Annotated in this window: 12 protein-coding genes and 1 CRISPR repeat array; of the genes, 1 reads left to right on the plus strand and 11 read right to left on the minus strand. The window is 61.1% G+C overall.

Annotated elements, in window-relative coordinates; genetic code table 11:
* Positions 1 to 24: 24 nt before the first annotated feature.
* The 3 genes from polA to BN3789_RS09545 all read right to left on the minus strand — a co-directional run bounded on the left by polA (position 25) and on the right by BN3789_RS09545 (position 4,141).
* Positions 25 to 2,781, minus strand: a complete 2,757-nt coding sequence (gene polA / locus BN3789_RS09535; protein ID WP_066833578.1) for a DNA polymerase I — start codon at positions 2,779 to 2,781, stop codon at positions 25 to 27.
* Positions 2,782 to 3,354: 573 nt separating this feature from the next.
* Positions 3,355 to 3,780, minus strand: coding sequence for a TIGR04076 family protein (locus BN3789_RS09540; RefSeq protein ID WP_066833580.1), 426 nt, complete (start codon positions 3,778 to 3,780; stop codon positions 3,355 to 3,357).
* Positions 3,781 to 3,886: 106 nt separating this feature from the next.
* Positions 3,887 to 4,141, minus strand: coding sequence for a family 1 glycosylhydrolase (locus BN3789_RS09545; RefSeq protein WP_066833582.1), 255 nt, complete (start codon positions 4,139 to 4,141; stop codon positions 3,887 to 3,889).
* Between the two features lie 146 nt (positions 4,142 to 4,287).
* Between BN3789_RS09545 and BN3789_RS09550 the strand changes: the two genes are divergently transcribed.
* The gene (locus tag BN3789_RS09550; RefSeq protein WP_066833584.1) at positions 4,288 to 4,965 is read left to right on the plus strand and encodes a Crp/Fnr family transcriptional regulator; all 678 of its coding nucleotides are present in this window, start codon (positions 4,288 to 4,290) and stop codon (positions 4,963 to 4,965) included.
* Positions 4,966 to 5,447: 482 nt separating this feature from the next.
* Positions 5,448 to 8,405: direct repeats of the CRISPR family, unit length 29 nt; unit sequence GGGATCATCCCCGCATGCGCGGGGAACAC.
* Positions 8,406 to 8,507: 102 nt separating this feature from the next.
* Here BN3789_RS09550 and cas2e read toward each other — a convergent pair.
* The 8 genes from cas2e to BN3789_RS09585 all read right to left on the minus strand — a co-directional run bounded on the left by cas2e (position 8,508) and on the right by BN3789_RS09585 (position 18,034).
* A complete protein-coding gene (cas2e, locus tag BN3789_RS12450; protein ID WP_079989248.1) occupies positions 8,508 to 8,870 on the minus strand; it encodes a type I-E CRISPR-associated endoribonuclease Cas2e in 363 nt (120 codons plus the stop codon).
* 6 nt (positions 8,871 to 8,876) lie between these two features.
* On the minus strand, positions 8,877 to 9,851 hold the full coding sequence (cas1e, locus tag BN3789_RS09555; protein ID WP_229254315.1) for a type I-E CRISPR-associated endonuclease Cas1e: 975 nt from the start codon (positions 9,849 to 9,851) through the stop codon (positions 8,877 to 8,879).
* A complete protein-coding gene (gene cas6e, locus BN3789_RS09560) occupies positions 9,848 to 10,543 on the minus strand; it encodes a type I-E CRISPR-associated protein Cas6/Cse3/CasE (protein ID WP_079989289.1) in 696 nt (231 codons plus the stop codon). Before cas6e ends, cas1e begins: the two co-directional genes overlap by 4 nt.
* A 9-nt stretch (positions 10,544 to 10,552) precedes the next feature.
* Positions 10,553 to 11,275 (minus strand): type I-E CRISPR-associated protein Cas5/CasD, encoded by a 723-nt coding sequence (gene cas5e, locus BN3789_RS09565; protein ID WP_066833588.1) that lies wholly within the window; start codon positions 11,273 to 11,275, stop codon positions 10,553 to 10,555.
* Entirely contained in the window at positions 11,272 to 12,414 is a 1,143-nt protein-coding gene (cas7e, locus tag BN3789_RS09570) for a type I-E CRISPR-associated protein Cas7/Cse4/CasC (RefSeq protein WP_066833595.1), read from the minus strand. The genes cas5e and cas7e overlap by 4 nt, the downstream gene beginning before the upstream one ends.
* 12 nt (positions 12,415 to 12,426) lie before the next feature.
* On the minus strand, positions 12,427 to 13,041 hold the full coding sequence (casB, locus tag BN3789_RS09575; RefSeq protein ID WP_147569671.1) for a type I-E CRISPR-associated protein Cse2/CasB: 615 nt from the start codon (positions 13,039 to 13,041) through the stop codon (positions 12,427 to 12,429).
* Positions 13,041 to 14,735 carry a type I-E CRISPR-associated protein Cse1/CasA gene (gene casA / locus BN3789_RS09580; RefSeq protein ID WP_066833598.1) on the minus strand — a complete coding sequence of 565 codons (1,695 nt, stop codon included), beginning with the start codon at positions 14,733 to 14,735 and terminating at the stop codon, positions 13,041 to 13,043. Before casA ends, casB begins: the two co-directional genes overlap by 1 nt.
* A gap of 173 nt (positions 14,736 to 14,908) precedes the next feature.
* The gene (locus BN3789_RS09585) at positions 14,909 to 18,034 is read right to left on the minus strand and encodes a CRISPR-associated helicase/endonuclease Cas3 (protein WP_066833602.1); all 3,126 of its coding nucleotides are present in this window, start codon (positions 18,032 to 18,034) and stop codon (positions 14,909 to 14,911) included.
* Positions 18,035 to 18,069 lie beyond the last annotated feature (35 nt).

Consider the following 18,069-nt stretch of genomic DNA (forward strand, 5'->3'; position numbering starts at 1 on the left):
GCCGGCCCTGCATGCAGTCGATTCCTACTTGGCATCCGCCCAGGTGACACCCGTGGACGCCTCGGCGATCAGAGGGACGCGCAGCTTAACGACACCCTCCATCTCCTCGACGACCATCGCGGTCAGGCGCTCGACCTCGTCGACGGGGCACTCGAAATCGAGTTCGTCGTGCACCTGCAGGATCATGCGCGCGGCGAAGCCCTCGTCGTGAAGACGGCGGGCGACGCGCGCCATGGCGATCTTGATGATGTCGGCCGCACTGCCCTGCATGGGATGGTTCATGGCCGTGCGCTCGCCGAACGAGCGCTGTGCCGGGTTGCGCATCTTGAGCTCGGGGATGGGCCGACGGCGCCCGAACATGGTCTCGGCATACCCCGTGCGCTTGGCCTCGGCGACGGTACGGTCGAGGTAGGTGCGCACGCCGGGATACGCGCGGAAATACGCCTCGATCATCTCGCGTGCCTCGGCCATGGGGATGTCGAGCGATTGCGAGAGGCCGTAGGCCTGCTGGCCGTACACGATGCCGAAGTTCACGGCCTTGGCGCGGCTGCGCAGCTGGGGCGTGACCTCCTCGACCGGCACGCCGAACACGCGCGCGGCGGTCTCGGCATGAAAGTCCTCCCCCTCGTTGAAGGCGCGCACCAGGTGCTCGTCTTCGGAGAGGTGCGCGAGCAGGCGCAGCTCGATCTGGCTGTAGTCGACCGCGAGGAACACCGCGCCCTCGCCTGCCGCGAACGCCGTCTTCACGGTGTGCCCGAGCTCGGAGCGGGTGGGGATGTTCTGCAGGTTGGGGTTGGACGACGACAGGCGGCCCGTGGCGGTGATGGTCTGGTTGTACGTGGTGTGCACGCGGCCGTCCCCGCGACGCTGCTGGCCGAGCGTGTCCAGATAGGTAGACTTGATCTTGGTCTTCTCGCGCCATTCGAGGATCAGGCGGACGATCTCGTGGTCGCGCGCGAGGTCGTCGAGCACCTTCGCGTTGGTGGAATAGTAGCCGCGCTGCGTCTTCTTGAGGCCCTTGGTGGGCAGGCCCATGACGTCGAACAGGATGTGCGACAGCTGCATGGGGCTGGCGATGTTGAAGGAGTCGTCGCCCGCGAGCGCGCGGATGCGGCCGGCGAGCTCGTCGATCTGGCCGACGAGCTTGTCGGACATCTCGCTCAGGCGCTCGGGGTCGAGGCGCATGCCCGTGCGCTCCATATCGGCGAGCACCGGGATGAGCGGCATCTCGATCTGCGTGAACACGCGCGCGGCGCGTGTACGGTCGAGCGACTCGGCAAGCGGCATGAGGGCCGTGCGCGCAAGGACTGCCGAGCGCGCGGCGGCGGGCACGGCGCCCTCGGCAGCGCCGTCTTCACCCGCGGCGGCGGGAAGCTGCACGTTCAGGTACGCGTCCGCGATGTACCCGTCATCGAACGACGAGCGCGCCGAATCGAGCAGGTAGGCGGCGACGACCGTATCGAAGATCCGGTCGGGATCGATTTCGAGGGCATCGATGTGGGCGGGCGCGGAGGAATCGGCCGGGGCGAGCTCGTGGATAAGCGCCTTCACGTCCGGGGAGACGACTTTCCCCTCGCCGAACAAGCGGAGCAGCACGCCCGCGATCAGGCCGTGCGAGAAGTCGTAGCCGTCGACCGTCGGCAGATCGCAGGCGCCGCCGTCGGGCTCCTCGAAGGCGAGCAGCGCGTCGGGGGCAGCGACCCACAGCGTGTGCGTGAGGCCGAACAGGGCCTCCGCCTCGCGGTCGTCGTCGAGCACCGCGGCGATCCACTCCCCCGCCTCGATGGCACGCGCGAGCTCGCGGGCGGCCTGCTCGACGTTCTCGCCCGTCGCGGCGTAGGCATGCAGGGCGTCGGGGATATCGAGGGTCGAGGCGGCCGCCTCGGGCGCGCCCTCGCCGCCGATTAGCGCGAGGAAGCGGTTCTGCATGGCGTTGATGCCCAGCTCCCCGAGGGCGTCCGCGACCGAGGACGCGTCGTATGCCGGAAATGCCGTGTGCTCGAAATCGAGCTCGACCGGCGCGTTCGTCTGGATGGTCGCCACCTTGCGCGAAAGCAGCGCGTCATCGATGTGCGCGCGCAGGTTCTCGCCCATCTTCCCCTTGACCTCGTCAGCGTGCGCGATGACCTCGTCGAGCGAGCCGTACTGCGCGATCAGCGCGCTCGCCTTCTTGGGGCCGATGCCCGGCACGCCGGGGATGTTGTCGGAGGTGTCGCCCTTGAGGCCGTAGAAATCGGGCACGAGCTCGGGCGTGATGCCGTGGTAGAGGTCCTCGACCGACTCGGGCGTCATAATCTGGACGTCGGAGAGGCCCTTCTTGGTGCCGACGATCTTCACGTGCTCGGTGGAGAGCTGGTACATGTCGCGGTCGCCGGTGATGAGGTACATGTCGCAGCCGGCCGCCTCGCCCATGCGCGCGAGCGTGCCCAGGATGTCGTCGCCCTCCCAACCCTCGGCCTCGAGGATGGGCACCGACAGCTTGGTCAGAAGCTCCTTGATCATGGGGAACTGCTGGCGCAGGTCCGGGTCCATGGGCGGGCGCTGGGCTTTGTACTGCGGGAGCATCTCCATGCGCACGCGCGGCTTGCCGCGGTCGAAGGCCACCGCCACGCCGTCCGGATGGAACGCGTCGATCATCTTGAGGAACATGTTGAGGAAGCCGAAGATGGCGTTCGTGGGGCGGCCGTCCGGCGCATTCATGGTGGGCGGCACGGCGTGGAACGCGCGGTGCATCAGCGAGTTGCCGTCGATGACGGCAAACGTGCGGCGGGTATCGGGCATAGGTCATCCTCTCGTTTGCGAACTGGGTCAAGTCTACCCGTCTGCGAGAGTACACGCCACGGGAAGAGACGCAAGGGCGCTGCGATACACATCAACTGCGCGAGAGCATCGCGGCGAGGTGCAGCTTCGCGCGTGCAGTCGAGCTTGGCGGCGCACGTTGGCAACAGTGGAGGCTGCGAGCGGCATAATTGCTGAAAAATCGACGTTGTAGACGGCTCAAATCCGGACCCGCCCGAAACGGCACCTGCAGAGCCGGCGTTTCCGCAGGTAGCGCCTGCGCAGGAAGTGCGCTTTTCGGGGCATCCGGAAACAAGCCGTCTACAACGTCGATTTTTCAGCAATTCTTGGGGCCGGAGCCTCCACTCAACGCCCAAAAGGCAATCTGGGGAATCGGAAGACGGCATCTACGGAACTACACATACGGGGCCAGCCGGTGTGCCAAGGGCCCCTGCAAATCCCTCGGCGCACCGGCCGGCCCCATATGCATGAGCCCCCACCTGCATCCAAAAAACTCGAAACCGCCCGCCCTACGCTTCGGGGCTGCAGGGGAAACCGGGCACAGTCGTCTGCGGATCACGCTCCCGTGTACGCGTCCTCCGCAGTGTTCGAGAAATCTTGCGTGGCGAGCCATGAACGCTCGGCATCCGACTCGGGAATGTCGATGCGCTCGATCTTGAATATCACCGGTCGCGTCCCGTCGTTGCAGCAGGCGATCATCATCCGGTCGTCGTTCGTCCAGCCGTGCATGATCGAGCCGCCCTGCAGGGCCGTGTAGATGTAGCGGTTGATGCAGTCCCATGCCTCGGCGCAGGGGAACTTGGGGTCGAGGTCGCGCCCGAAATGCCAAAAGTCGTCCTTGCCGTCCTCGCGCGAGAACAGATACTCTTGGCCGGGCGAAAAGCACGGGCACGGCCCGCTCGCCGGATCGGCCAGATAGCGCTCTTGGAGCTCGGGGAAGCATTTTGTCTCGAGCACCGTCACCTTGCACTGATGTTTCATAGTTGCTCCTTCATCAATATTGTTGCGTCTTCTTGCGCGGTGGGACGGCCGAGCTGAACCGCCCCACCGCGCAATCGTCCTTATAGCTCTGCGCCGTTTGACGCGATCACATGCCGATACCAGCCGAAGCTCTTTTCCGTAGCGTCTCGATCGAGAGCGTCATGTTCGCCACCAGGTCAATCGCGCCCCACATGGAGCAGCCAAACACCTCGACGCCATCGGCCACAGCCTCGCGCACCTGCTCGATGTGCGCTCGAGGGTATTCGATACGGTAATCCATCGGCGCCATACAGATGCCGTTCTTAAGCCGCATCGAGCCGATGGCCGCCGGTTTGAGCAGATCCCCGTAGGTCGTGAACATCCCTGCTCCGCCTTTCTGTAGCATACGGCCTGTATGCAGGCCCTTTTCGCGTTGCGGCCACTATCGCGCGCACAGGGGGTTCCCGTCTGTCGCCTAGGCTACATAGGATGGAAACAGTACAATTATCCCTGTCGAAAGGATTCGCCGTGATCACCCCGCGCTACCTCTACCGCAACGACTTCTCGGAGTTTCGCGAACAGCTCGAGGCGCTCCCCCACAAGCTCCGCGCGTTCGGCGCGGGAGAGGCGCTCTGGATGCCCGGCGAGTACATTGAGCGCGTCTACTACATCGAGCGCGGCATCATCAAAACCGCCCTGCACGACGAGGACGGCACCAAGAAGACCATCTACTTCCACGGGCCGAACAGCGTGTTTCCCGGGTGCCACCAATCGCAGTTCACCATCGAGCTCTCGCTCGTCACGACGGCAGTGACACCCGTCACCGCCCTGGAGTTCAGCATCGAGCAGATGCAGGGACTGTTGCGGCGAAGCCCCGATTTTTCGCAAGCGATGCTCGAGAGCTATGCCCGCTACATCAACCTTCTCATCTTCGAGAGCGCCCACCAGAGCCACCATCGCGCGCTCGTGAAGCTCTGCAACCTGCTGTACCTACTCGCCCGCGATGCGGCTCCGGACAAATCGGGCTTGCAACGCATCGCCTTTTCACAGGAAGAACTCGCTGAGATCCTTCTGCTCAACCGAGTGAGCGTCGCCCGCCTCCTCGCGCAGCTGCGCGAGGAGGGCGCCATCGACACGAGGCGCGGCGCCATCACCATCATCGATGAGGACCGGCTGCTCTCGCACTGCTCGCTTGAGGTGAGGTAGGGTTGGGCTCTCGGCGTGCAGGGGCGCGAAATGGCAAATACCCATAAGGACATGAGACATGGTGGCGGCAAGCGTTTTGATGATAGATTGAGCATCTTTTCGACCTTTAATTAAGAACATAACGTGCAGAAATCCCAGTCCCGTTCTCCATCGCGAGAGCAAAGCATTTGAGAAACGGCATCATCCGGCTTGCAGGCTAATCTGCTCTCGCTAAGGAGAACGGCGTTGTCGTGTTCGCTTCAACGAAAGCATCGACGTATGTCATTCGTCCTAAGGTGAAATCTGATCTGGATTATGGCCTGCGCCGCCGCCCTTCTATCTCGCGGCGCATCACAAGCAGCGAGTAAAACCAGCGATACTTGCACGCGAATGCGATGTAAACAAACGCACTGGATAACATGCCTGCTAAACAGTCGGAATGTGCAGAGATTGTCGGTAATCGCTGAGGGGAACTCGAAATACGGACGGTTGCGCCGCCCTGAAGGACAATCCCCGCATGCGTGGGGAACACCTCCTTGTTTGCCTATCGTGGCAAAACCAGAAGGGATCATCCCCGCATGCGCGGGGAACACTTCCAATGGGCGTCGACCAGCGGTCCCCTGCGGGGATCATCCCCGCATGCGCGGGGAACACAGCGACTTCTCGCCGACCCTGATCCCCCGCCTGCGGATCATCCCCGCATGCGCGGGGAACATCAGAGACAGCGCGAAGCGTTGTCTTCAATCTGGGGATCATCCCCGCATGCGCGGGGAACACGCATCGTGATTGAGGGAAAGCAGAATCAAGCGGGGATCATCCCCGCATGCGCGGGGAACACCACTGGGAGCTGGAGGTCGGATGATCGGGCTCGGGATCATCCCCGCATGCGCGGGGAACACAACGGCCAGAATTACCATGACTACCGGTTCGAGGGATCATCCCCGCATGCGCGGGGAACACATATAGCGTAACTGGTCGCGATCGTTGCTAGTGGGATCATCCCCGCATGCGCGGGGAACACTCCACAAGGATCGCCTCGAGGGCGTTGCACCCAGGATCATCCCCGCATGCGCGGGGAACACGCCTTTCGCCCATCGCTTGCAACGCCGCTATCGGGATCATCCCCGCATGCACGGGGAACACGCGCCGGCAGCACCATCCTGACCGTTCTGGCCGGGATCATCCCCGCATGCGCGGGGAACACTGCTTTGCGCTTTTGCTTTGGCGTGAGGCCATAGGATCATCCCCGCATGCGCGGGGAACACGATTGTTGCGGCGCTGAGCACGCCGCCGATGAGGAATCATCCCCGCATGCGCGGGGAACACGTGACGCCGAAGCTCGCGAGCGTGTACGTGGTGGGATCATCCCCGCATGCGCGGGGAACACGGCTCGCGCCCGTCCATGCGGTTTGTCGAATAGGGATCATCCCCGCATGCGCGGGGAACACCAGTTCATGCAGATATTGACGGAATATCCGTGGGGATCATCCCCGCATGCGCGGGGAACACCGTGGCGTAGGTCGACCCGTATTCGTGGACGTGGGATCATCCCCGCATGCGCGGGGAACACGTGACGAAGGGCCGGTGGGATTCGTCAATGCGGGGATCATCCCCGCATGCGCGGGGAACACACGTCGTCGCGTCTGGCTCTCTCCTCAGCCACGGGATCATCCCCGCATGCGCGGGGAACACTCGCCGTCGACGAGATACTTTCCGAACCGGTTGGGATCATCCCCGCATGCGCGGGGAACACTGCGCTTACGAATATTCCTCCTCGATGTCAATGGGATCATCCCCGCATGCGCGGGGAACACAGGTTCTTCCACTCGAACACGGACATATAGATGGGATCATCCCCGCATGCGCGGGGAACACGTGAGCGGCGAGACGGATCCGTGGTACCGTGAGGGATCATCCCCGCATGCGCGGGGAACACACCTCGCAGACCCGGCGCAGGGCGGCGAGCCGGGGATCATCCCCGCATGCGCGGGGAACACTCGAGGTCGAGCTTGAGCGTGTCCGTCGCCATGGAATCATCCCCGCATGCGCGGGGAACACTGCGCGCGAGAACGGAAGGACATCGAAGCCAAGGGATCATCCCCGCATGCGCGGGGAACACCCGAGACGCGCCCGAGACGTTCACTTGCGACTGGGATCATCCCCGCATGCGCGGGGAACACACTGTCAAAGCAGCCATTGCAATCCGTTTCAAGGGATCATCCCCGCATGCGCGGGGAACACTGCGCTTGCGAATATTCCTCCTCGATGCCAATGGAATCATCCCCGCATGCGCGGGGAACACAGCCGTCCAAATCTATGTACTCGACGCTGATAGGGATCATCCCCGCATGCGCGGGGAACACCGAATCAGGCGCAATCCCTCGAAGTGTCCTGCAGGATCATCCCCGCATGCGCGGGGAACACGCTGGCCTTGTGACTTGTCCCGCTGTTGCTGTGGGATCATCCCCGCATGCGCGGGGAACACGCTGGCCTTGTGGCTTGTCCCGCTGTTGCTGTGGGATCATCCCCGCATGCGCGGGGAACACGACACGTCGAGGACGCACACCATCCCGATCTGGGGATCATCCCCGCATGCGCGGGGAACACTGGTCCGTCGCGTAGACCACGACGGACTGGCCGGGATCATCCCCGCATGCGCGGGGAACACGCCAACCGCTTGAGGGCGGCGTGGTGCCGGACGGGATCATCCCCGCATGCGCGGGGAACACCTGGCGGTCGACGACTCGGTCGGGGACTCCTTGGGATCATCCCCGCATGCGCGGGGAACACACGCTGTGGTAGTACACGGCGAACTCGGGACGGGGATCATCCCCGCATGCGCGGGGAACACGACTCGAGCGAGGCGGTGGAGGTCGTGCGCGAGGGATCATCCCCGCATGCGCGGGGAACACCGGTAATTTGATGCTGGCCTACCGAGATAGAAGGGATCATCCCCGCATGCGCGGGGAACACCTTACCAATTGTAAAGCCATTGGCGCTAGCAAGGGATCATCCCCGCATGCGCGGGGAACACTAGAGGACATGGCCGATTTGCATGACGAAATGGGGATCATCCCCGCATGCGCGGGGAACACTGACCGTTGATTATGGCGTGATTGAACAGTTCGGGATCATCCCCGCATGCGCGGGGAACACGACGCTTGGTGACCGGCGTTAATCTCCTTCCTGGGATCATCCCCGCATGCGCGGGGAACACTAGCCGACGCTTTGGGCATAAGCCAGCAGAGCGGGATCATCCCCGCATGCGCGGGGAACACTGCCATACTCAACGACTCCGAACTTTGAGTAGGGGATCATCCCCGCATGCGCGGGGAACACCTCGCGGCCTTGCCGTCCAGCGCGCTCTGGAGGGGATCATCCCCGCATGCGCGGGGAACACTTCGCGCGCTACGGCTACACGTGCCATCGCGAGGGATCATCCCCGCATGCGCGGGGAACACGCTTGAAATCCAGCACCGACACCTCGACCGTGTCAAATTTACCTTTACTTTCAATCGAATTCAAGAAGGGCTTCTAAGCCAGAAACACTCCTTCGGAGCACCCTACCTGCTGCCAAACCGCTTAGCCTTCCTATGCTTGCTTGCATCGCTCCAGCCTTTTGCAGGTGCCCCGACAAGTGTTGCATTGTCAGTCCCCGCCGGCCGACACATAAGCCTTACGCCATCGCAATCAACCGGCAGCCAATCGGGTTGATGCACTTTGAAATCAAAATGCTGTTCGTTACGCGCCGTGAACACCATGATTGCACGTCCACCCCTCACTAATGACACGACGCGTTCCCACAACCTCTCGCGCACACGCGCGGATACTCTTCCCACAAACACGCCGGGCGCGATCTCGAGCAGCCATCGAGACACATCCCCGCGCAAGCCAGGAGGACAGGCGGTCAATACCAGAACTACCATAAGCTCCTACTCCCCGTCATCCGGTCCATACTGTCTCCCGGCAGCGACTTCTCCGACCTTCTCGTCCCATAGACCAACATGATTCTCTTCAGGTCCTCCCAGGTCAGCCATACCGTCATCGTTCAACAACGCTTTTATATCGCGCACCGCACGGTCCATAAGAGAAAAGTCGTAAAGAACGTTGCGCATCGCGTGGCGCACAGCGGAGCCGATATCCACCGGTTCTTCCGCAACAGTCCTAAAGGCAACAGGAATGGACAGCTCCGCTTTGTACAAGTCGGCGATGTCGTACACAAATGACCTCTCGTGACCCGTATGGACAAACCCAAGTCCAGGAGAGCAGCCCAACGCAACAATCACTGCATGCACGACCCCATACAGGCAGGTATGCGCCGCAGAAAGTGCCTTATTGATCTCGGTCCCGTCTTCGTACGCATCGGGATCATACGCGCGCCGGTCCCATGCCACCCCCGTCTCCTTCGATAGGCGACGGTACACGTTTCGAATGCGGGCACCCTCACGGCCACGCAGCTGTTGCATCGTGAGTCCACCGGTATCCTCACCGGGAAACCTCATCTGGTACATGGCCCGAGCAACCGCAAGACGCGAGCGTCTGTTAGACACAAGCGCCGCCTGTCGCTGCAAAAGCGAGCTCGAATGGGTAAGCGGCCTGCCTGCGGCATACATGCGCACGCCACGCTCCCCCACCCACACAACAGTTGAGCCGTTCTCGCCGATGGCGACCATCGCTTTATGCGATATCTTCGTTCCGGGACCAAGCAGCAGCACGCTCAACGTTGCTGCCGGGATTCGGATGGTTCCCCGATCGTCGGTGACGGTAATCGAGTTATCGGCCTGACTTACCGAGCAGCGCTCGAAGTACAAGAACGAAATTCGATCCTCGACACGCGCCAAGTCGGCAACTTCAGTCGGGGTGGCACTCGGAACGGAACCGGTCGCCACCCCTTCCTTTGCGGTCACCGCGTCTCCGATATTGGAGCAATGGTAAGTAAGCCGCATCCAAAGCCCTTGGCGCGGCCGATTCCAAAACCCAAGGCCTTTCGAAATTGCTGAGCATCGGTAACCTTGAGCACGCCGTCATACTGAGCGGTCACCAGGGTCACCGTTCCGCCGTCTCGCTTGAATTGCTCTCGATACCGATGCGAAACGGACAGCGCATCTGCCCCACTCGCCGACGGCATGATCTCGAACCCGTGCGCGCAGGCCCGGTCTAGCAACCATGTTCTCTGCTGCGCTTCGGTAACATGCCCTTGAATCGAGCCGCGGATACCGTCTCTGGGCACGTTCCCCTTATCGCGAGCTACTTTTCGAACCGGGTTCGCCTTAAGCCGAAATTGCCAGCACTGACCACATGAAACATTGTTGAGAACATTGTCGTACAGCTTGGTCTGGGGTTCACAATCCGTCGGTGTCCCCGCCTGGTCGACGATGGATGCGCAGTCAGGCATTTCCGGACTTAAGACGTAGAGCCATAAACAGTCTCCACGTCCGTTCGCGTCATCGAGCCTCCAAAGGATTCTGCCCGATTCGCATACCCGTTTTGCATGTTCCGGAAACGACGCCTCCACGGCCGCATGAATCCGATACGGAGAGCTCGCAAACTGCGCACCCTTTCGATGACTAATATCGATGGGAATCCTTGTCAGATACATCTCCCTCACCTATATCCACGAAAAAGGATCGTGTCCGGTAGCCATCGGCCCCGAGGTTGCCTCGGCACCATCCTCCTCATCGTCTGCACCCGGAATCGGAAGCCACAAGGATACGACTGGTCGACACGCATATCTGCGCCCCGCGAGACTGAACGACAATGGGTAGTCTGCCCTGCTCTCGCAGGCCTCCCCATCGCGCGCATCGAATGTCGCCTCAAGCTCTGTCATGTCTCCATGGCGCACTCGATACCAGTCCACAGCGATCCACGGCTCGCGGCGCAGGGCATCGCGAACGTCATCGTATTCGTAGCGCACGCCGAGCGTCACGGGAAGCGTCGCAGGACACGAACGACGACCGAGGTACAACGGCCAGCGTGGAGACCGCAGGGCGCGGTCAAGTTGCCCGAGCATATCATCCGGACCACCGAGCGCCACCAGATATGCAGCATCCTGCAGGTAGTACCGTTGCGAAAGCGGCATGACCTTGTCACCGGAAAGCGACCGCTCGGTCTGAAAATCCCGTAGAAGCGTCCCCGGCTGATCTGCACGCACGCCCATCTCGAGCTGCGCGAGGTCCTCTACGGAATCTTCGCGCCCCCTCCCCAATGCCGATGCGAGCAATCCGACCACACCGCTTTTCGTCGGTTCATGCCGCGTGGTCCTCCGCACAAACCGCGCGGAATCGCCCCATGCCTGCATGGGCCCTGCAAGCCGCAGCAGCAGGACGCTCATCGCTCCTCCTCATGCTGAAGATGCGATGCGACCGCCCCGGAAACCTGGTCGATGAGATCCTTGAATCCCATACGCTCTCCAAGAGCAGACAGTTCATCGGAATCTGCCTTTTCGACCGTTGTACACCATTTGCCATCTGCAGGCTGGGCATATGCACCTTCTACCAAATCCAGCTCTTCAGCGAGCCGCGTGGCAGCCTGGCGAGAGATCGACATCCCCTCGATCGGACGAACGGGATCCTCAAACGCACCGACGACGTTGATAGGTTGATCGCTGCGCACGGCGACGCAAACCGTGCTCGGAAGGGTACGGTTCGCAAAGGTGTTCTGCTTGCCTGTCGGCATCGAGCGAACAAAAGCGTCGACGAACGCTGCGCATGCACGCGTTGTCGCTTCGGCATCCTCGAGCTGCTCGAACAGCGCGTCGACGTTTACCGTCGCATAGCGGTAGAGCGTCGAGGAGTTGAAATCGACCGTTCCGATCATTCCCGCTCCCGCATTGTCTTCAGCAGCGCAATCGTCAACGGCTGTGAAATAGTCATACTCCTGGGTGATGCGGTCCACAGAAATCGCGTGGGCAACCTGAGCCGAAGCGTCGGTATTGAAATCGGGGGCCTCTGCAAGCATACGGCCGAATAACGCGACGTCAACAGCTTGGTGCCCCTTGAACGCTGAGGAGACCTTCTTTTTGAGCTTTGCGTCCACCTTTTTGAGATCGATCCCCTGGTCCGCCCATTCGACCGCAACGCGCGCCAATGCCCGAATCTCGGCGCGACTGATGAAAATCAGATAGCCGGTTTCATCCGACTCTTTATCCGACCCCTGGCGCGTCGACTTCTTCACCTTCACCCCTGCGGCGGTCAGCACTGCAACGGCATAATCCGAGGCACTGTCGGCAAGATCGGGTCTGAGTTCCGCGATCTGCTCAGCCAGGAGCCGGACGATAAGCTTGGTGCGAACACCGAGCGAGCCTTCGGGAAGAAGCGTCGGGAACATTTCGCGCATTGCGCGCTTCCAGGCCTGGCTGGACACACGCGATCGCAAAACTCCGCCGTACATGGCGGTCTTGGGACTTCCCGTATCGTCGCGATTGATATTGCTGGGCGGCACGTTATGGATTGCATAAACATCGATGAACATGGTTCCTCCTCGTTACTCGTCTTGTTTTTCCTGATCATGCGGAGCGGAGTAGTAATCACGCGACCAGCGCATGAACACTCCCTCGCGCGTTTTCTCCCCTTGCAATAAATAAAGGTCGGCAGCGAGCGTCCGATAATCCACCTGCACGTTCTTCCCGCGCATCAGGGTGATCAGGCCGCGTAGCTGATGCTCCATCTCGCTCAACCCCGCCGCTGACTCCACCGCAGCAAGTTTTCTCCTGATTCCTGTGGCGTCGTCCAAATCCGGCTCGACCAAACGACAGGAATGCCCGAAGGAACGCCGCCGATCGCCTTGTTCCGGCACGAACGCCATGGGGACGACCCGGGACTGCTGATGCCATGCGTACAGCTCAAGCGCCACCCTTATCGCCGTTATCATCCGCTCTTCACCACGCGCGGACAGCCCAAGGTCAGGAAGATCATCCATGAGAACCGCACCTTCGACCATCCAGCGACTCACGTGCCCCGGACGGCGCAGGCGCGCTAGGGTCGCCCTCGCCTCAGAAGCCAGCGAAGACCCGGATAGGTACATGGTTTGGAGACGGCGAATCTTGCCGTCAGCGCATGCACCGATGGCAGACGCCTCCCGATACACCGACCTTATCATCAGCCTACCTCCTCGACTTGTTCATCGGTTACCGAAGCCGCGCCGTCCGCCCCGCCCGTGTGAGCAAGGTATTTCGCCAGCGAGGCCCTGAACATCGCAATTGCCCGTCCGCTCGTCATCCTTTCGCTTTCGCGAAACGCCGAAAACCCCGATGACGCCAGGTACGACACGGCGATGCGATCAAGCGCAACGCGAATCTCATCCCGCCACGCATTGCAAAACTCGTCCAGCTCGTTTTCCGGCGCGCAGTGTGCCAACCTCCTACGAAAGATGCCGTCGAGTTCGTCGTAGGCGCACTCGCGCACGCCCTCGTCGGCAACAGGCTGGTCGGCACCGTTGGCGGTCTGCACGTTCTGGACGAATCGCACCAGCGCGCGCACCGAGTCCTCCGCTTGCGCAACCATCTCGATTGCCGCGGAAACGCCCTCGGCGTCACGGTGGAACAGCGTCGCGTCGAGATCGATGTAATCGTCGACCATGTCGATGATCACGCTACTCTGCGTGCCATATACGACCCCCTGAGCCCGCACGCGCACCGGCCTGTGGCGCACGGTGTCATCGGCAGAAATCCGCTCGAGATGGTCCGCCCATCGGACAACTCCCGAGCGAAGGTCTCCTCCTGATGTGACGCCATCGCGTGAGACACCAAGCAGCGACGAAAGACCTCGCCAAAGCGCCTTGGACGAATCGGGGGCGATTGGCATGAGCGGCACGTGCGCAGTCTGCAGCTTCTTTTGCTGCTCTTTGCTCTCGCGCCAACTCGTCATCAGCTCGGAGTCATACTTATCTGCCGCACGCGTCGCATCTCCGTAACAGATAACGACGCCACGAACCGTCAGCGTCTTTTCATCGGGAACCAGACGAATCCTTCTGCTCTGCCACGTCAGCAGGTCGATCGGACCAACCGGCTCGCGCACAACCATCTCGGCGTTAGGTGCGGGCCGCTCCCAAGGAGGTAAATCTCCGTCGATACCCAGCAACTTTTTGCCGTTCAAGAACAGCACCCAGTTACGCATTATGGTCTCAAAGAGATTCTCACCTTCAATGTAGAGACCGCCAATTGAGCCGCACCAGCCAGTCCCAAGCATCCCTTTTGGCGGGTACGCTTTGCCACCCTTGACGTCGCGATAACCCACGACAGGCGATTTAATGCCCGCCGGATCATAGGCCTGGGCGAGCAGCAAGCATCGCGCAGCCTCATCGCATGTCAGTCCGACCGGACCATGGTTTGAGCGCATGGAGAACAGGAACTTGTCCGGTTTCGGCATATCGATAATTAACTCAGATATGGGATCGGGATCCTTGGCGGCATAGGCGAGATCTGCGACCTGGTAGAAAGGTTCGGGACCGAACAGGTCGAACCGATCGTGAACATCGCTAAGGTAAGGATCGATGTCCCCCATTTCAAATCTTCCGCACGAGAACAGCTGATTCCAGAGATCGGTAAGGCTTCCCTCCGTCGCCAACTCCGAATCTCCAGCCTGCCAATAGACGCAGTAGAACACCGCGAGCGCCAAGCGCAGGATCGCGATGCGCTCGAGCGCTATATCTCCGGAAACCGACCGGATCTGATGCGCACGGACAAAGAGATCACGCAATGACACCTCATCGGTCGTGCCGTCAAGCAGCAGGACGGGAACCCACGGCTCGTCAAGTAGGTTGAAATGAATCGATTGACTTGATATTTCAGTCATTATTAAGGCCTCCTTTCATATTATTGAATGAGTTCCAACCCCCCACATAAGTGGGGAACACGACAAAATTATCCTTTTATCAAGGATCATTCCCAAAGGACGAAGAGCCCCATGGGAGGAAAGCGAAATAACGCCCCCCTATAAGAGTATCTAACTGATAAAAGGAATATTTATCAATCTAGGCGAACGGCAGATAATCCGCCCTCTCTGGTATACGAAACCAGCCAATCGCCGATACGTGTCTCAAACTGGGAGCCACGACGCTCAAGCGCCACAAACAGCTTGCCCGCAATCCAACTGGATTCTTGCCAAGCTCCAACGAACCATCCGCAATGGCTCTCTAGTGAGCTGATCAGGGCATCGATATTCCTCGACGCGCACATAGAAAGCGGTAAGCGCACGGCGCATTGGGCCATCGTGGCGGCGAGCTCTTCATCGGGCTCCCACTCTATAGGCACAACCCTGCCGTAGCCATCTTGTAAGGAAGCGCCCTCCATCTCTGCTGAACGGTCGCACGGCACCCACGGCAGCAAGCGCATCGTCTCGCCATCGCGCTCCAGCAGTAGAACCTCCACGCTTTCCTGCGTGTCTCGAACCGCGCGTGGACCGAAATCGTCGTCTTGACGACGCGTGCCATCAGCGTCCGCGTTGCGCGAAAACAAATCGTCTAGACCACGGCCATCTCGTACATATGGAGAGGCTTCTGCAAGCAAATAGGCCTGGGCCCTTCTCTTCTTTTCCGCTTGATGCTCCCTGCGTTTTGCCGTTGCATCGCGATAAGCGTCGCCCCAGCCTTCCGGCATCATCCGACCCGCATCCGAGCTGTATGCACTTTGTACAAGCGGAGCGATGCAATCAGGAAGCACAACCTTCCCAATCGCATCGAATCGATCGAGGCCGAGCACGGCGAGGGATTCCATGAGCGAAGCGGAATCGTAGACGTTCAGCAATCCGGGGCGAAACGCGGGTACAGGCTCAATGCAAGTCACGCCGCGCACGAAGCACCGCGCACTCCGCACGCGAACTGGCCGGTCCCCCTGCTCCGCTCCACGCTCGTGCCGGTGCATGCGGCCCAGTCGTTGCAGCACCAAGTCGATTGGAGCGATATCGCTCACCATGACATCGAAGTCGATATCAAGGGACTGCTCCAGCACCTGGGTTCCCACGACGACCAAACGCTGTGGACGCGTTCCGTTCGTCACGGATGAGTCGGGGCCGAGCAGACGACGCAGCTTCGCCTCGTTCTCCATGCGGTCGCAGTCCATGAAGCGCGCATGGACGAGCATGAGCTCATCGTTGGGGAAGCGCTCGGAGAGCGCCGCCAAAGCCGCTTGGGCGCGCGATACGGTGTCGCAGACCACCGCCGCGCATCCACCATCAACGAGAATCCTCGAGAGCAGATCGGCAAGCTCATCCGGACCGTCATCGATCAGCTGCAGGTCCACATGCGTAGACCGCGATGAGCGCTCGGCGGGAATCGTCCGCACACCGGAGCGCTCAACCACCGTGAGCAAGGGATAGATAGGCTCCTCCGCCGAAGCCTGCAAAGCAAGGGCACCATTCCGTCCTTCGTCCGCGCTCGCCGCGACGCCCCTTCTTTTTCTCCTGCCGGTCCGCAAGGCGGCAAGTAGGCCTTCCGCCCCCGAACCGCCCATGGGGCGAGCCATCAAGCCCGCGCGATATGCGTCAGCAAGATCAGAGCGCAATCCCGACGGCAACGTGGCTGACAGAAGAATCACCGGGGTCCGCATCGTGGCGAGCCATTCGAGCACGCGGCGCAGGTACATCTGCATGTAGGTATCATATGCATGGCACTCGTCGATGATGACGACCTTGTTCGCGAGCGCAAGATGGCGCAACGACAGGTGCCTCATCTGCAAGGCGCCCATAAGCACCTGGTCGACCGTGCAGACCACGAAGTCAGCGAGCATTCCCTTCTTCCTGCCGCACATCCACGACGACACCTCGGCGCGTTCGCTTGCAAAGACCTCGTCTTCCCGTGCCGCATCGGCATCCTCGTCGATACCGATCGGACATGCTTCGTACCCTGACGCTGGCCGCGAGATGATACCTTGGTATTCCTCGTTGAGGCGAGCTTTCCCGTGCGCAAGGTAGATGGTATCTCGATCTCTCTCATCAGCAGGAAGCCTGTTGATCCACGCATGGACCCTGCCGAACATAGCGTCGGTCGTCGCCATCGTGGGAAGCGCGATGCAAACCCCGCCATGCCCCGAGCGCACCGCCAAGATCTCTGCCGCAGCGAGCGCCGCCTCGGTCTTTCCCTCCCCCATGGGCGCCTCGACGATCAACATTCCTGCCGTATCCATTGTTTGCGCCGTCTCAATGGCCTTGCGCTGAACGGGTCGTATCGTCGTATCGCCCGGCAGATCGAAACGCTGCAAGAACGCATCGGCGGACACCACCGATGAATCGGATTCGACCCAAGAGGACTCCACACCAGACAACCTCCACCCACGCGAGGCACGCTGCGCGAGTCCCTCGAAATCGACAATGCCCTCCCGAGAAAACCCACCATCGCTGCCCTCAGGATAGATAAGGGGAAAGAATCGCTCATTGCTCGCCAACCAATCGGCCATGATGACCAAGCCGGCGATAACGTTGGCGCACGGGGCGCCGAGGGAGCAGCGTTCGAGCTCAAACAAGGCATCATCATCCATACCGGCACAAACGCGTGCCAAGTCAATTAGCTCCGCATGGGCTTGCTCCCAACCAAGCGTTTCTGCGGGACCCGTCAACCCGATTCCGAGACGTCGTGGATGGTCGGACGCATCAAGAAGATCAACGTTACGCGGAGGGTTGCCGTGATGCGCACCGATGACGGAGCTTACCGATTGGGCCACCCGGAGCGAAAGCCCCATCTCGGTAAGATAACGCTCGAGCAGCACTTCTCCGGCGATGGCGTGGGTAGGCCTGCGAAGGCGCATACCCGGTCGAACATCGAGCCCCACCCTTTCCGGGATCCATGCCAAAGAGGAGAACTCGCCATAGCCCTTCACCACATCCCTAGCTTGAAACACGGGGGTCGCTTTACCAAGATCGTGAACGGCGCACAGGAATAAAGTCGTCGCGCGCGCCCGGTCAAGGCTGTCGTTAAAGGAGAGTGCCAAAGCTTCCTTCGTCCCCCGTGGCAACCAGAAGTCCCACAGCCTTTCCCCCATCGCAGCGGTGTCGCACGCATGAATGAACAGGGGAAGCCATCCCTGGCCGTCAGTACGATCAGATTTGGCCCACAGCGAGCGGGTTGCCTTCGATAGCTTGCATTCGCTCTGAGCATACATGGCGGTCTCCCCGATCGCGAGTTCACATTCCCCGG

This window comes from Collinsella ihumii, assembly GCF_900046475.1.
Classification (GTDB): Bacteria; Actinomycetota; Coriobacteriia; order Coriobacteriales; family Coriobacteriaceae; genus Collinsella; species Collinsella ihumii.